The organism is Paenibacillus sp. RC73, from assembly GCF_044908085.1.
Lineage (GTDB): Bacteria > Bacillota > Bacilli > Paenibacillales > Paenibacillaceae > Paenibacillus > Paenibacillus terrae_A.
Genome location: NZ_JBIYCV010000017.1, coordinates 25955 through 41431 on the forward strand (window position 1 = coordinate 25955; position 15477 = coordinate 41431).

15 protein-coding genes are annotated in these 15477 nt (G+C 49.0%); 12 read left to right on the forward strand and 3 right to left on the reverse strand.

Annotated elements, in window-relative coordinates; genetic code table 11:
• The first annotated feature begins 120 nt into the window (after positions 1–120).
• The 4 genes from ABH897_RS25470 to ABH897_RS25485 all read left to right on the forward strand — a co-directional run bounded on the left by ABH897_RS25470 (position 121) and on the right by ABH897_RS25485 (position 3282).
• On the forward strand, positions 121–1128 hold the full coding sequence (locus tag ABH897_RS25470; RefSeq protein ID WP_283652624.1) for a tripartite tricarboxylate transporter substrate binding protein: 1008 nt from the start codon (positions 121–123) through the stop codon (positions 1126–1128).
• Positions 1129–1176: 48 nt separating this feature from the next.
• Positions 1177–2178 (forward strand): 2-keto-3-deoxygluconate transporter, encoded by a 1002-nt coding sequence (gene kdgT, locus ABH897_RS25475; protein WP_283652623.1) that lies wholly within the window; start codon positions 1177–1179, stop codon positions 2176–2178.
• A 126-nt stretch (positions 2179–2304) separates the two neighbouring features.
• On the forward strand, positions 2305–2658 hold the full coding sequence (locus tag ABH897_RS25480) for a hypothetical protein (RefSeq protein WP_283652622.1): 354 nt from the start codon (positions 2305–2307) through the stop codon (positions 2656–2658).
• 234 nt (positions 2659–2892) lie between these two features.
• Positions 2893–3282 carry a hypothetical protein gene (locus tag ABH897_RS25485; protein WP_404580590.1) on the forward strand — a complete coding sequence of 130 codons (390 nt, stop codon included), beginning with the start codon at positions 2893–2895 and terminating at the stop codon, positions 3280–3282.
• A gap of 69 nt (positions 3283–3351) precedes the next feature.
• On the opposite strand, the gene ABH897_RS25490 is transcribed toward ABH897_RS25485, so the two are convergent.
• From ABH897_RS25490 to fdhF, 3 genes are read right to left on the reverse strand one after another with little or no spacing between them, the layout of a single operon-like run.
• Complete coding sequence (locus ABH897_RS25490; protein WP_404592885.1) at positions 3352–3630, reverse strand: hypothetical protein; 279 nt, start codon at positions 3628–3630, stop codon at positions 3352–3354.
• 29 nt (positions 3631–3659) lie between these two features.
• Complete coding sequence (locus tag ABH897_RS25495) at positions 3660–4139, reverse strand: helical membrane plugin domain-containing protein (RefSeq protein WP_283652619.1); 480 nt, start codon at positions 4137–4139, stop codon at positions 3660–3662.
• Positions 4140–4152: 13 nt separating this feature from the next.
• On the reverse strand, positions 4153–7095 hold the full coding sequence (gene fdhF, locus ABH897_RS25500; protein ID WP_283652618.1) for a formate dehydrogenase subunit alpha: 2943 nt from the start codon (positions 7093–7095) through the stop codon (positions 4153–4155).
• 841 nt (positions 7096–7936) lie between these two features.
• Between fdhF and moaA the strand changes: the two genes are divergently transcribed.
• The 8 genes from moaA (at position 7937) to ABH897_RS25540 (ending at position 15440) form a co-directional block, all read left to right on the forward strand.
• The gene (gene moaA, locus ABH897_RS25505; RefSeq protein WP_283652617.1) at positions 7937–8950 is read left to right on the forward strand and encodes a GTP 3',8-cyclase MoaA; all 1014 of its coding nucleotides are present in this window, start codon (positions 7937–7939) and stop codon (positions 8948–8950) included.
• Positions 8951–8990: 40 nt separating this feature from the next.
• The gene (gene fdhD, locus ABH897_RS25510; protein WP_404521465.1) at positions 8991–9803 is read left to right on the forward strand and encodes a formate dehydrogenase accessory sulfurtransferase FdhD; all 813 of its coding nucleotides are present in this window, start codon (positions 8991–8993) and stop codon (positions 9801–9803) included.
• A gap of 30 nt (positions 9804–9833) precedes the next feature.
• Positions 9834–10082 (forward strand): MoaD/ThiS family protein, encoded by a 249-nt coding sequence (locus ABH897_RS25515; RefSeq protein WP_404592886.1) that lies wholly within the window; start codon positions 9834–9836, stop codon positions 10080–10082.
• A 56-nt stretch (positions 10083–10138) separates the two neighbouring features.
• Positions 10139–10843 (forward strand): molybdenum cofactor biosynthesis protein, encoded by a 705-nt coding sequence (locus tag ABH897_RS25520; protein ID WP_283652615.1) that lies wholly within the window; start codon positions 10139–10141, stop codon positions 10841–10843.
• 7 nt (positions 10844–10850) lie between these two features.
• A complete protein-coding gene (locus ABH897_RS25525) occupies positions 10851–11930 on the forward strand; it encodes a thiazole biosynthesis adenylyltransferase ThiF (protein ID WP_283656301.1) in 1080 nt (359 codons plus the stop codon).
• Between the two features lie 76 nt (positions 11931–12006).
• Positions 12007–12813: a molybdate ABC transporter substrate-binding protein gene (gene modA, locus ABH897_RS25530; protein ID WP_283652614.1), complete on the forward strand. Its 807-nt coding sequence runs from the start codon at positions 12007–12009 to the stop codon at positions 12811–12813.
• A 27-nt stretch (positions 12814–12840) separates the two neighbouring features.
• Positions 12841–13506 (forward strand): molybdate ABC transporter permease subunit, encoded by a 666-nt coding sequence (modB, locus tag ABH897_RS25535; protein ID WP_283652613.1) that lies wholly within the window; start codon positions 12841–12843, stop codon positions 13504–13506.
• A gap of 401 nt (positions 13507–13907) precedes the next feature.
• Entirely contained in the window at positions 13908–15440 is a 1533-nt protein-coding gene (locus ABH897_RS25540; RefSeq protein ID WP_283652612.1) for a right-handed parallel beta-helix repeat-containing protein, read from the forward strand.
• The last annotated feature ends 37 nt before the right edge of the window (positions 15441–15477 follow it).

Genomic DNA, 15477 nt, shown 5'->3' on the forward strand with positions numbered 1-15477 from the left:
TAGCCCCCGCGTTGCGGTACATTGACTTCATGTAAACGCAAAAATCATGGCTGAAAACGTCTGGGGGTGAAAACGGGTGCGTGACTGGCCCAGTTCATTTTTCGGAAAAGAGGAAACGTAATGAAGAACAAGCCATGGCAAAAATATGTGCTGGTTGCGGCGGGAGTGGCTTTTCTTTCTGCCTTGAGTATCAGTGAATATGTGGATCAACACGCTTTGCATGACCACAGTGGTGCATTTCCTGTGAAGCCTATTACCCTCGTCGTTCCTTATGCGGCGGGTGGCGGGACGGATATCACGGCAAGAGCATTGGCGAAAGCCGCCGAAAAGCATCTCGGACAGCCGATCATCGTCGTTAACCGGACGGGTGGAGGCGGTTCGGTCGGGCTGATGGAAGGGGCTGAGGCGCAGGCGGACGGTTACACTGTAACGTATCTGGTTGCGGAGCTGACCACACTGCCACATCTGGGACTGCTGCCCCTCACCTATGAGCGCTTTAAACCGCTGGTCCAAACCAATATGGACCCTTCTGCCATCACGGTTAGAGCGGACGCGCCCTGGACGACGGCCGAAGCATTTCTGGAGGACGCTCATGCTCATCCCGGCAAGCTGAAAATGGGCAATGCAGGCACAGGGAGCATCTGGCACCTTGCTGCTGCGATGCTGGAGCAAAAAAGCGGAGTCCGCTTTACCCATATCCCTTATGAGGGAGCAGGGCCAGCCGTTTCAGCGTTGATGAGCGGCTTCGTGGATGCTGTGCCGGTCAGTCCTGCGGAAGTGAAAAAGTATGTGGACCAAGGGAAGCTGCGCATACTGGCGATACAGGCAGACACCATTTCGGAAGCGTTTCCAAATGTGCCTACGTTACAGCAGGCTACTGGGCTGCGTGTACATTTTATCGGGACTTGGAGAGGGCTGGCTGTGCCCAAGGATACGCCGGATGAGATTGCTCAAACCCTGGCGGACGCACTGATCAAGGGGACGAAAGAGGAGAAATTCAGGGAAGAAATGCGTAGGCATGGATTGGGACTACGTGTTAAGGATGCAGAAGCATTCGCACGACAGTTGAAGGAAAGCCATGACACTTTTGCAAGACTGATTCCCGAACTTGGCTTGAGCCGCAAGTAAAACGGCCTTGTTTTTGCACTGGCAAAAACGAAAGGGTTGAATGAAGTTATGAAAATCAAACAAAACATTGATAAAATTCCAGGGGGCATTATGCTGGTGCCGCTGTTTATAGGCGCATTGGTTCATACTTTTATGCCTTGGGCCGGGGACTACTTTGGATCGTTCACCAAGGGCCTAATGACTGGGACGGTACCGATTTTGGCGGTGTGGTTTTTTTGTATGGGAGCTTCGATTGATGTACGAGCTACAGGTACCGTATTGCGTAAATCAGGTACACTCGTATTGACTAAAATTGCAGTCGCTTGGGTGGTGGCGATCATTGCGTCTAAACTGCTGCCCGTCGGTGGCGTGGAAAGCGGGCTTTTTGCCGGACTGTCGGTATTGGCGCTGATTTCCTCCATGGATATGACGAATGGTGGGCTATACGCCTCCATTATGCAGCAATATGGTTCCAAGGAAGAGGCGGGGGCATTCGTACTGATGTCGCTGGAATCCGGTCCATTAGTGACCATGCTTATTTTGGGCAGTACCGGACTGGCCGTTTTTGAGCCGCAGACATTTGTGGGGGCGGTATTGCCATTTTTGGTCGGGTTCACACTGGGCAATTTGGACCATGATTTCCGTAAATATTTTGGTAACGCCACGCATGCCCTTATTCCCTTCTTCGGTTTTGCACTGGGTTGTTCCATCGACCTGAGTGTCATTGCCCAAACAGGCTTGCTCGGAATAATATTAGGTATTTTCGTTATTATCATTACAGGCATTCCGCTCATCCTGGCAGACAAATATATCGGCGGTGGCAACGGCACTGCGGGAATCGCAGCCTCCAGCACGGCAGGTGCAGCGGTAGCGAATCCGGTCATTGTGGCCAATATAAAGCCAGAATTTCTGCCAGTAGCACAATCAGCAACAGCATTAGTTGCTGCTTCGGTCATTGTTACCTCTATTTTGGTACCTATTCTCACGGCTTACTGGGCCAAATATATGAAACATAAGGAAGAATCCAAAGGAGCGGGGCCTGTAAACCCAGGTGCCAATGTGCCTAAATAAAGCTCGGATGATCTTTAGTCTCTCCATTACCCGGGAAATGCTTTTGCAGATACGTCTTATATCCTAACATCACAAACTTGTCCTAAAACGCTACTGCAAACATACATATGTAAGCAGAGGAGCGTGATGGAATTGGAAAACAAGGTGCGTCGCTACTATCAGTTAAAGCAGAAGCAAAAAGAAATTGAGGGTGAACTGACTGATTTGCGTAATGACATTACAGCTCATTGTGCGGAACAGGGAGTGGCAGATTGGGAAATTGGCAGTTATCGCGTTAAAGTTGTACAGCAGCACCGTAAGGAATACGACCATACCAAGCTGTATGATTCACTGCCTGATCCGCAGCTATGGCGCTTGTTTTCCAAACCGGATACTTCGAAGATTGCCAGTTTGCTTAAACTCAAGGTCATCGCAGAGGAGCAATTAAAAGATGCTGTTTCTCTCAAAACGGTGACCCTATTACAGGTGGATAAAAAATAAAATGTAGATCATAGCGTTACTTTACAAAGTGCTGTAGCCTCAGAAAGGTTATTCGGTATGCGTCCGAATAGCCTTTTTCGCCTTTCCAATTTGCGTGATAGCTTTGGAGTGGTGTACTCTAGTAAAAGTTGGTTGAGACGGAGGAAGTATACATTGAACATGGAGACTGCTGTCAGTAAAGTATTTTTATATGTTTTCTCAATTTTAGTTGCGTTGGCTTCCTGTTATGGATTCATGTTGTACTGGATGTGGCAGTTACCGGAGCTTGCGGACGAATTTTCTGATCTGGAAAATGGACTTGCTTTATTTGCCGCGGGTATCGTGTTTGCCTTCATTGCTTTTGTTGTTCACCTCATTCTACATATCCTAATTTTCGCTCATCTACTTCATCGTAACGGCTACTCTATACATGTGAAAACATTGCTATTCCCCAAGGAAACAAACAACAATACAATCCTCCGTATTTGTCTGCTGGTGGTTCAGTTGATTTGGATCGTTTATGCTACCATTTTACATACAATTCCGCTGTTTTCGGTCATTAGTTTTACGCTGGTTTTTATCAATTATAGTATTTGGTTGTTGCAATTTTTGACGGAGAGACAAGGCAGGGAGGTTCGGTTGTAGGGATGTATCAAAGGAAGAGGAAAAGAGCTGACTCCCGTTTGTGGTGGGGCCAGCTCTCTTTTACTGTTGTTATCCTTGGCCGTTAAGCACCTGCCGAAAGTAAAACCGATACGTATTATAAAGGAACGTTTGGAGTGGAAGCTGAACCTCCAACTGATATTTACTCATGATAAAAGGGAAGCGCCTCTTTCCTTTTTGCCAAAGCTCCCTGACGATATCCTCTTTCATTTCCGTTGTTGTGATAAGCTCCCCGATCAAAGTCTCCACATAAGGCCAGCAATTCTCCAGCAATAGCTGAAGGCATTCCTGATCGTCCTCCTGCTGATAGCGTCGAATATAATCCTGCAACTCTGTATCCACCTCCACACTATGTTCAGCTACTTATCGGACAAGCCTTTCCCCAGCCCTTTGAGAAAATGAATGCCAAAACCCATCGCCCGGTTTACATCCGGATCATTCATGGCCTTCATGAGATCACGCAGTCGGGTCTTTTTGTTCTGTTTTAAATGCTCGGCTTCGTTCAGGCCCGAAGTGACGCTGCCTACCAGCTTTTTCATCAACTCGGGGTCTACCTCGGACAGCATGCCGGCTGCTCCCATCAAATTGTTGATGATATTCGTCACAGGCTTGCGCGTCGCTTGTCCTACAGCAATTTTGGCGATGCTTTCCTTGGCTTTCAGCATAGACTGAGCCGCTTCGAGAAGACCACTATCGTGCAGCTCACGCACAATTTCGAGCGTCTTCTGCAATGCCACCCCGTTGTCCGCCAGATCAGCAGTAAGCTGATCCAGCGATTGCTTTTGTCGTTCTTCTTCTGTCAACACACGTTTTCGCACGATTGAAATAGGCTTAGCCATGAGTCCGACCTCCTTATTTTTGATCCACCAGATCGACGTAACCGGGACGATTCCATTTCCGATCCACTTCAACCCCATTTTGCGGATGACGCTGTTTATAGCGCGGGTTGATACGTGGTAGCGGATTTTGACCATCTACCTCCAAAATGTGCATTCGTACCTTGTTTTGTTTATAAGCCGGTGTGTTGGTGATTACATCGAATGCTCCGCCAGTTAACAGGTTCACGGCGCTGTCATGGCTGCTGGAGTGCATAGGTACGTAGACATCGGTTCCATGCATCCGGTCGGTGATGAGAACACGCAGCTTCACGGCACCATATGGCGATTCCAGACGAACCAGCGATCCGTCCTTGACTCCACGTTCCTCGGCTAATCCCGGCGATACTTCCACAAATACACTTGGAAGCTTGAGCTGAATACCCGGCGATTTGGTTGTCAGATTTCCTTCATGGAATTGTTCGAGCAGTCGACCGTTGTTTAAGGTCAGATCGAATTCAGCCGGGTATTGTTTAGGCTGCACATATTCGAAAAGACCGAGACGTGCCTTTTTATCCGGGAAGTTAAAGCCGTTGGTGTGCAGAAGCGGTGTGTTGCTGCCATCCGGCGATCCCCAGTGGAAGCTGTTCCAGCCTTCCAATACGTCATAATTACACTGGGAGAAAAATGGAGTGAGTGATGCCATTTCCTCAAAAATTTCACTTGGATGGCTGTAGTTCCAATCAAATCCCATTTGCTTGGCAAATTGGCTGAAAATCCACCAGTCCGGTTTGCTGTCTCCTACAGGTTTGAGCGCCTCATATAAACGCTGCACACGACGTTCGGTGTTCGTAAAGGTTCCGTCTTTTTCAAGCGAAGGTACGGCTGGCAAAATGACATCTGCGAATTCTGCTGTTTTGCTCAGGAATACATCCTGAACGACGAGGAAATCCAAATTCGCCAACATTTCCTGTGTATGGTTGGAGTCCGCATCCACCCACGCCATTTCTTCTCCAGCGATATACATCGCTTTCAGCTCACCAGTTTCAATGGCCTCCAGCATTTGAATATTGTCCAGTCCGCGCTGGCCTGGAATGTGTACGCCGTATGCCGCTTCGAACTTGGCACGAATGTCATCGTTGGTGACAGACTGATAGCCCGGGAAAATATCCGGCATCGTGCCCATGTCAGCAGCACCCTGAACATTGTTATGTCCGCGAAGCGGATACGCGCCTGCACCTGGACGCATAAAGTTTCCAGTCACCAGCAGCAGGTTGGCAATCGCAATAGAGGTGTAGGAGCCTGCGATGTTTTGCGTTACACCCATGCCCCAGCAAATGGCAGTGCCGTCGGCTTCATGGACCATAGTCGCTACCTCAATCAGCGTCTCTTTGGAAATGCCCGTTTCCTGCTCTGCAAATTCCAATGTAAAGTTCTCCAGCAACTTCAAATATTCGGGATAAAAGTTTACGTTCTCTTCAATGAATGTTGCGTCATGCCAGTTTTGTTCAATGATGTACTTGGTTATAGCGGATAACCATACATAATCTGTACCTTGCTTCGGACGAATGAACAGGTCCGCACGATCCGCCATTTCATGCTTGCGCAGGTCGACCGCGATCAGCTTTTGACCGTGCAGCTTATGCGCACGTTTAATACGGGTAGCCAGCACCGGATGTCCTTCTCCCGGCGCACAGCCGACCAGCATAACCAGTCCTGCTCTGGCAATGTCTTTAATCGTACCGCTGTCGCCGCCAATGCCTCCGGTGTGTTGCAGCCCCCATGAGGCGGGGGATTGGCAATAGCGCGAACAGTTATCGACGTTATTCGTTTGGAATACCTGACGCGCCAACTTTTGCATCAAATAGTTTTCTTCATTTGTAAATTTGGACGAGGAAATAAAGCCGAGCGCTTCCCCGCCATACGTTTCTTTAATAGCACCCATTTTGCTGGCCATCAGACTCAGTGCTTCTTCCCAGGTTGCTTCCACAAATTCGTCGCCTTGACGAATTAAAGGGGTGGTCAAACGCTGATCACTGTTCACAAAATCCCAGCCGAATTTCCCTTTAACGCATGTGGAGATGCCGTTCACAGGTCCTTCAGAAGTAGGCTGTACCTTCAAAATTTTGCGACCTTTGGTCCAAACCTCAAAGCTGCAACCTACGCCGCAAAAGGTACAAACGGTTTTAGTTTTTTTCGTACGGGTTTCACGCATGGCTGCTTCGGCTTCGGAAATGGCAAAAATACCGCTATAGCCCGGCTCCACTTCCTTAATTAAATCTACCATCGGATTTAACAAGTCCTTCTCCATGCCGCTCATGAAGCCTGCTTCACCCAGCATGGATTTCTCCATCAAGGCGTTACAAGGACAGACCGTTACACACTGACCGCAGCTGACGCAGGAGGAATCATTAATTGCAACACCATCATCCCAAATGACGCGAGGGCGTTCTGCTTCCCAGTCAAGAGAGAGGGTTTCATTGACCTGAAGGTTTTGACATACCTCTACGCATTGGCCGCAGGCAATACACTGATTCGGGTCATAGCGGTAAAACGGATGGGACATATCGACTTCCGTCGGATCAACCTTGGGCTGATATGGATATTTTTGATGCTCAATTTCCATAAGCTCTGCCGTATTATGCAAGGAACAATTACCATTGTTGTTATCGCACACGGTGCAGTAGAGGAGGTGATTTTCCAGTAATCGATCCATGGCTTCTGTTTGGGCCGCTTTGGCGCGGTCCGAGTTTAATTGAATATTCATTCCGTCTGCAGCGAGTGTCGAGCAGGAGCGAACGAGCTTGCCGTTGACTTCCACGATACAGGTATCACAGGTGCGGATCGGATCGACCTCAGGAACATAACATAGTTGGGGATGGGTGATGTTATTTTCGTTAATGACTTCAAGAATCGTTGCGCTGTCTTTGGTTTTCAGTTCCTGTCCGTTTAATGTAATTTTGATCGTACTCTCAATCACGGTTCAGGCTCCTTTCAGATTTGAAATTTAAAAATTAGAAATAAAAAAACTCCACCATAAACACAAGTGCTCGTGATGAAGCACTTGTGTTTATGGTGGAGTAGTGACCAAGCTCTAGGTCCTGAAGGCCAATCCGCCATATGCGTATGTATTAATAACAGACGGTACACACCGCTTGTATATCAATAACCTGAATATGTCATTTTCTGCATGTCATCAAGTGTAACTATAACGTAAAATTTAAGATAGTTCAACGGTACATTATTAAATTTTTTAATTGATAATGATTATCGTTTGAGAAAACGAAAAAGCATTGACAAACGTTCGAGGATTGCTAACAATAAGAATGTAATCTATTGCAGAGCATTCGTGAATGGAGTGTGCGTGGGGAATCGCGTATACTTTATTTGTCGCAGCGCTTGTTAGCTTGATTTTTCTATATCACATGATGTGAGGGTTCGTAGAATCCTGATGTAGATAAATTAACCGGCATTTAGCAGATTCTTCGATGTGTTCGATGGCGAAGGATTTGTTGTGATGTCGGTTTTTTGGTTCTGTATAAAATGAATTGAAGTTCACACGGTGCCACTACACAAACGGATGATGCTTCCCATCGCTGTTGCCCCCAGATTTCCTGAATGAACGAACAATGGTGGAAATCTGGGGAACAGTTTATGCTTACGATGCGAGCTTTCCTCCGGAAAGCTTTCAGGCGACCGCTATCGCTTGTCCAGCACCATTCCGTTTGCTCCGTTTTTGATGTGAATTTCTCAAGTTCATTTTATACAGTTCCAATATAGGGTTTAGGTATTATTAATGAAGACGGATTGAGGTGAACGGGATGGCGAACCGGAGCGACGATCAATGGAATCGTCCGTTACGGGACTTGAGAATATCCGTCATAGACCGGTGTAATTTTCGGTGTCGGTATTGTATGCCGGAAGAAATTTTTGGCCATGACTATCCGTTTTTGCCAAAAGAAAAAATATTGACCTTTGAGGAAATTACCCGGCTTTCCCGTATTTTTGTCTCTCTGGGAGTTACCAAGCTGCGCATTACGGGCGGCGAGCCGTTGCTGAGAAAGGACCTGTCCTCGCTCATTCATTCGTTAACTCAACTCGAAGGAGTTGAAGATATTGCTATGACGACGAACGGCGTATTTCTTCCTAAATATGCAGCAACGCTTCGAGAGGCAGGATTGAAGAGAGTGACAGTCAGTCTGGATTCGCTCGATGATGATCGCTTCCGCCGGATGAACGGAGGAAGAAGCAGCGTGCAAGCTGTGCTGGATGGTATTGATGCGGCAGCACAAGCGGGGATGCAGGTAAAAATAAATATGGTCGTGCAAAAGGGCTTCAACGATCAGGATATTGTGCCCATGGCCGACTATTTTCAAAAGAAAAAGCATATTTTGCGGTTTGTTGAGTTTATGGATGTAGGTAACACCAATGGCTGGAAATTGGACCAGGTCGTCTCCAAGCAGCAGATCATCGAAACCATTCATAAGCAAATGCCGCTGGAGCCTGTCCCGCCCCATTACAAAGGCGAGGTAGCGACGCGTTACAGGTATCAGGACGGCGAAGGAGAAATTGGTATTATTTCGTCGGTTACGGATGCCTTTTGCTCCACCTGTACACGGGCGAGAATTTCCGCTGAAGGCTCCTTGTATACTTGCTTATTTGCTTCTCAAGGGTATGAGCTGCGGGGGATGCTACGTTCTGAACAGTCCGATGATGAGATAAGAGCTTACATTGAGCGGGTTTGGAGAGGACGTACAGACCGCTATTCGGAGGAACGGCTGAATCATACGCAGCAATTCGCATCCAAAATTGAAATGTCACACATCGGCGGGTGAACCGAAACGCCAGCCTGCCCAAAACAAGGGAGTGGAGCACATGGAAAAGCCAGCTGAGATCAAACGCCAGATTCTCCGTTATCGTGACGGTCAGATCAAGCGTGATGAGGACACTGTGGTGACGGAGCATCCGGTGACGATCAAAATCAATCAGCAGGAATTTGCCACCATGGTTTGTACACCGGAGTATGTGGAGGATATGGCAGTAGGCTTTTTGGCCTCGGAAGGTGTCATTCAACAGTATGATGATATCGAAGATATTTGGGTTCAGGAAAAAGAAGGCTTTGTTCATATCAAAACCCGGCGGATGAATGAGTTCTATCAAAACTTTCATTCCAAACGGTACATTACCTCCTGCTGTGGGAAAAGCAGACAGGGCTTCTACTTTATGAATGATGCCAAAGTGGCAAAAAGAATGAACGACACTCATGTCATGCTGTCTTTTGACGACTGCTTCCGCCTGATGAATTTGATGCAAAACTCGGCGCACACGTTTCAGGAGACTGGGGGCGTTCATAATGCCGCACTGTGTGACAAGGACGGAATCATTCTGTCGAGAATGGATATCGGCCGACACAATGCGCTGGATAAAATCTATGGATATTGCCTCAAGCATGATATTGTATTACAAGATAAAATCATTGTATTCAGTGGGCGGATTTCGTCTGAAATTTTGTTGAAGGTCGCCAAGATTGGCTGTGAAGTGGTGCTGTCCAAGTCGGCTCCGACAGAGCTTGCGCTTGAATTGGCTGAGGATTTGGGCATTACTACGGTAGGCTTTATACGAAGTCATTCTCTGAATGTGTATACGCATCCCCAGCGGATTGAGGAACTGGTTGAATCTAAAATATAATGTGAACATTTTTGGGGGTGAACATGTTAAGTGAAATATCATATTCAAGTATTTGCAGGCCTTGCGGAACAGATGGGAGGGCCCATCATCACAGTACCCACCGATCAGGAAACGATGACTATTGCCGCGTTAAAAGACCTGCTATCCGAGCGCTTCCCTGAAGTAGCTGCGCAGTTGCGGGGTTCTTTTGTTGCCAGAAACCAGGCCTATGCCGCACCGGAGGATCTGGTGAGTATAGCTGACGAAATTGCGATCATTCCCCCGGTTTCAGGAGGGTAAATTCGATATAGGCTAAGCGAGTTCGATAGGATAGGTGCAAAGGGGGTCAAATGGTTATGCAATACCGTATTCAATTATTCGCGGGTATGGCAGAGCAGCTTGGTCAATCCGTGATCACGCTGGAGTTACCGCAGGAAACGGTGACCATTGCAGACATTCGAAAAAGCTTGAATGAGCAATATTCGGAAGCGTCTTCACAGCTGCAAGGTTCTTTTTTTACGAATAATAAAAAACTGGCTTCTCCAGAGGAACTAATACATCCTTCAGATACAATCACGCTTCTTCAGTCCGCACCAGGGATGGAAACGGTCATTTCGCCATGTGGCTTGTTTGCGATCACGTACGATCCGATTGATGCCGATGAGGTGACCTTGAAGGTGCAGGACCCATCCCATGGGGCTTCCCTGACCTTTAATGGAACGACTCGGGAATATACCCAAGGTCAGCGTACTGTGTTGCTGGAATATGAGGCGTATGTCCCGATGGCGATGAACAAGATGAAGCAGATTGGTGACGAGATTGCAGAGCGTTGGCCGTCTACACGTACGGCGATTACACATCGGCTTGGTACGGTGAGGATTGGAGAGACGAGCGTTGTGATTGCTGTTTCTGCTGCACACCGCGATACTTGCTACGAAGCCAGCCGCCATGCGATTGAACGCTTGAAGCAAATCGTGCCGATCTGGAAAAAGGAAGTGTGGGAGGACGGCTCGGAATGGAAGGGGCATCAGCTAGGAGGTTGGAACCCTAATGGGGCGTAAATCAACGATGTCTGAAATGAAGAAGGATCAGAACATGGACGCCGATGCAGAAGCGCAGACGCAGGCGTCTCATGCCCGATATTCGAGACAAGAGCTGTTTACGAAAATTGGGCCAGCAGGACAGCAAAATATTCGCAGCAAGCACGTGCTTATCATTGGGGCTGGAGCACTGGGTACCGCCAATGCGGACATGCTGGTGCGAGCGGGCATCGGACGACTGACGCTGGTGGATCGCGATTATGTAGATTGGAGTAATCTACAACGCCAACAGCTCTATGATGAAGCGGACGCTCGTGATCATATGCCGAAGGCGGTGGCAGCGCAGAAGCGATTGCAGCAAGTCAATTCAGACGTGGACATTCGTGCACTAATTCGGGACGTATCGCTGGAAGAAATCGACGATATTGCAGCAGGTGTGGACCTCATCGTAGATGCTACTGACAACTTTGATACACGTCTGCTCATTAACGATTACGCGGTCAAGCACCAAATTCCTTGGATTTACGGGGCTTGTGTGGGTAGCTACGGGACGACCTTTACCATCGTGCCGGGACAGACACCGTGCCTGCATTGCCTGCTCGGAACCGTACCTCTTGGCGGCGCAACCTGCGACACGGCGGGTGTGATTAGCCCAGCTGTGCAGATGGTGGCAGCCTACCAAAGCGCCGAAGCACTGAAGCTGCTCACCGGGGACGACTCAGCGCTGCAAGGCAAGCTGATTTCCTTTGATCTGTGGAACAATCAGCATCAGGCGATCCAGATCAGCGCGATGAAGAAAGCCGACTGCCCAACGTGTGGCGAGCATCCGGTGTATCCTTTTTTACAATCGGAGCATCAATCCAAGTCGGCTGTTTTGTGCGGACGTGATACGGTTCAAATCCGCCCGGCCTCCGGTGCTGTGCGCGATCTGAATGAAGCGGCGCGTCTATTGTCACGTCAGGGAGGCAAGGTTGAGCATAATCCATATCTGGTATCCGTAGTGATTGGAGCGCATCGGCTGGTTCTATTTCAGGATGGACGCGTTCTGATCCATGGCACGAAGGACATCGCCGAGGCGAGATCTATTGTTCACAAATATTTGGGCTGACCCAATAGAGTTGAACCGTTATGAGGTGTACATCGTTATACCCATTTCGGAATTTATAGGACAGGGGAAGAGTAAGTTGAAAATGAAATTCGGGTACATATTCACGTTGGTTGGATTGTTGGCATGGGTGCTGGTTGGTTGCTCGTCTTCGGCTGCTGTACAGCCGACACAGTCTGCGCCAAAAACAGAGATCATCGTATCTGCCGCAGCGAGCCTTCAAGATAGTCTGAATACACTCAAGGACCAGTATGAAAAGCAGCATACGGATATCAAACTTACCTTTAACTATGCTTCATCCGGCACATTGCAAAAACAAATTGAGCAAGGCGCACCCGCTGACGTATTTATTTCGGCAGGTATGAAGCAAATGAAGGCATTGACCGATGCTTCATTGGTGGAAAAGGATAGCGTACTGCTCCAAAATAAACTGGTTGTAGTCGTTCCGCAGGATAAGGCCAAAAGCATTACACTCCATGATCTGACAAGCCCATCCTTCTTGAAAGTAGCTGTTGGGGAGCCAACTACCGTTCCTGCTGGACAGTATTCCAAAGAAGCGCTGACGAAGGCCGGACTATGGGACAAGCTGGAGCCTAAGCTGGTATTCGCCAAGGACGTAAGACAGGTATTAAACTATGTGGAAACAGGCAACGCCGATGCGGGACTTGTCTACCTGACGGATGCCAAATCATCCGATAAAGCAGTCGTTGCGCTGGAAGTACCTGAGGAATTGCATGCTCCGATTCTCTATCCGGAAGGTATTGTAAAAGCAACGAAACACAGCAAGGAAGCTGGTGAGTTTCTCGATTTTCTGCGTACGGATGAAGCGATGAGCGTATTCAGTAAGGACGGATTTTCAGCTCCTACAGAAAAGACAGGGAAATAGCATCTATATATAAAGGAGGGGGTCCCGTTGGATTGGTCAGCTTTTCTTCCTCCGGTTATCGTATCCGTCAAAGTCGCAGTCGCCGCCAGCATCTTTGTATTTCTGTTAGCTACCGTGGTGGCTCGGATGATGGCGAACTGCAAGCTGCGGAGGGGAATCAGCATGATCGAGACGCTCTTACTTCTTCCGCTTGTTTTGCCTCCCACAGTCGTTGGCTTTATTCTGCTTATCTTGCTGGGGAGGAAAAGCTGGATCGGAACAGCCTTCGAAAGCCTGTTCCAGCAGACGATTGTATTTACGTGGGGAGCTGCGGTGGTGGCTGCTGTAATTGTGGCTTTTCCACTGGCTTATCGGACGATCAAGGCAGGCTTTGAAGCCGTCGATCCCGAGGTAGAGCATGCTGCACGTGCACAAGGCGCCAACGAATGGCAAGTATTTCGCTACATTACGATGCCTCTCGCCTACCGCCCACTCATCTCGGGATACATTCTCGGATTTGCCCGGGGATTAGGAGAATTTGGCGCTACGCTGATGCTTGCGGGTAATATTCCCGAACAGACCCAAACCCTGTCTACGGCGATTTACACCGCATCCGAGGCCGGGAATATGACACTCTCCTGGAGCTGGGTAGCCGTCATCATTCTGTTCTCTTTTATCATGTTGATGCTTTCAAACCGATTGGTGAAGGATTAGCCCGCTATGGAGTATGGAACATGACATACGCAGTCTGCCGATTAAGGTAGGCTGTGTTTTATTTGTCTTAAGAAAATAAAGTCTTTGTGTCCAGTGGGTTCCGTCATGATTGTGAGGCCGAGGATTTGGCAACACCGCCGTCCCAGGGTACCCGTCAGCATAGGGTGGTATCGGTCGGCATGGAGCATCAGATCACCGGCGGCCAGGGGAAAATCGCAGGCAGGCCGGCGCAGCGAGGAAATGCTGCGATTCGCCAATGCCTGCGGGGCGCTGTCGACGCCTTGGCATCGGAGGCACCGGGAGTCTGCCGACTGTGGAGGCCGTCCTCCGTTTGCAAGCGGGACAGGCTTAGTGGATTTGTGGTATAATTTACAATAATAAACAAAGGGAGATGAAGAATTATGAAGAAACTCGGGGAAATTTTTCTGGCATTAGCCATAGTTTTGGGGCTTGGTCTAGCGGTCGGAAATGTGCAGCCTCCCTCCGTCTCCGCGGCCGGTACAGAATATTATGTGGCCACGAGCGGCAGCGACTCCAACGCCGGAACGAGCGACGCGCCGTGGAAGACGCTGCAGCACGCGGCCGACGTGGCTCCTGCGGGCAGCAAGGTTTACGTCCGGGGCGGCATGTACAATCAGAAGCTGAAGATTACCCGCTCCGGCTCCGCTTCGCAGGGTCCCATTGTGTTCACCAACTATGGGACCGAGACCGCCACCATTGACGGCACCGGACTTTCGGTCAACGGGATCCAAGGGCTGATCGAACTGGCCGATGTCGATTACGTTACCGTTCAGGGGTTTGAAATCCGCAATTTTACCACTGCTTCCAAGAACGCGGTGCCTGTAGGTATTTATGTCCACGGTTCGGGCGGCTTCATTAATCTGTCCAACAACAAAATCCATGACATCAAAAACACGGTCACCCCGACCGGCAAAGATCGGCTGGGCCGGGACGCCCACGGCATCGCTGTTTATGGCACGAAAGCTCCGGCTTCGATTCACGACCTTACGATCAGCGGCAATGAGCTTTACAATCTTGTGCTGGGTTCGAGTGAATCGCTCGTTTTAAACGGCAACGTGGATGGTTTTGCGGTGACCGACAACCTCATTCACAATAATGACAACATCGGGATCGATCTGATTGGCTTTGAGGGAACCGCGCCGAATACCGCTTACGATCAGGCGCGAAACGGGTTGGTGAAGGGCAACCGGGTGTACAATAATTCTTCCAATAATAACCTATCTTACAAGAAAGACGACAACTCGGCCGGCGGCATTTATGTGGATGGCGGCAAGGACAGCATTATCGAGCAGAACTACAGCTACAACAACGACATCGGCATCGAAATTGCCTCCGAGCATGCCGGCAAAGCCACCAGCAATATTACGGTCCGCAGCAACGTGATATATAACAACCGGCTGACCGGCATCGCCATGGGCGGTTACGATGATGAGCGCGGCTCGACGGTTAACTGCAAGATCGTGAACAACACGCTGTACAAGAACGATACGCTTGGCGGCGGAAGCGGCCAGCTATTCGTTCAGTACGATACGCAAAACAACGTGATCAAGAACAATATTTTCGTGGCCAGCTCCACGGATGTGCTGATCTACAATGAATACACCAACAATTCCGGCAATGTTGTGGATTATAATTTATATTTCGCTCCGGGCGGCAGCTCGGAAGCCAACTGGACGTGGAAAAATAAAGAATACACGGGTTTCTCCGCTTATAAAAAGGGAACCGGCAACGATGCACATTCCTTGTTCATCGACCCCAAATTTGTGAATGCTGCAGGAGGCGATTTCCATCTTCAGTCTTCGTCTCCGGCAATCGATGCCGGTGACACGGACCGTGCCATCATCGGAACGCTGGATATTGACGGAAAACCAAGAGTACAGGGAGCCGCTGTGAACATCGGCGCCTACGAATAAGCCTTATATTTAATGACAAACATTGCGTACCGAAACT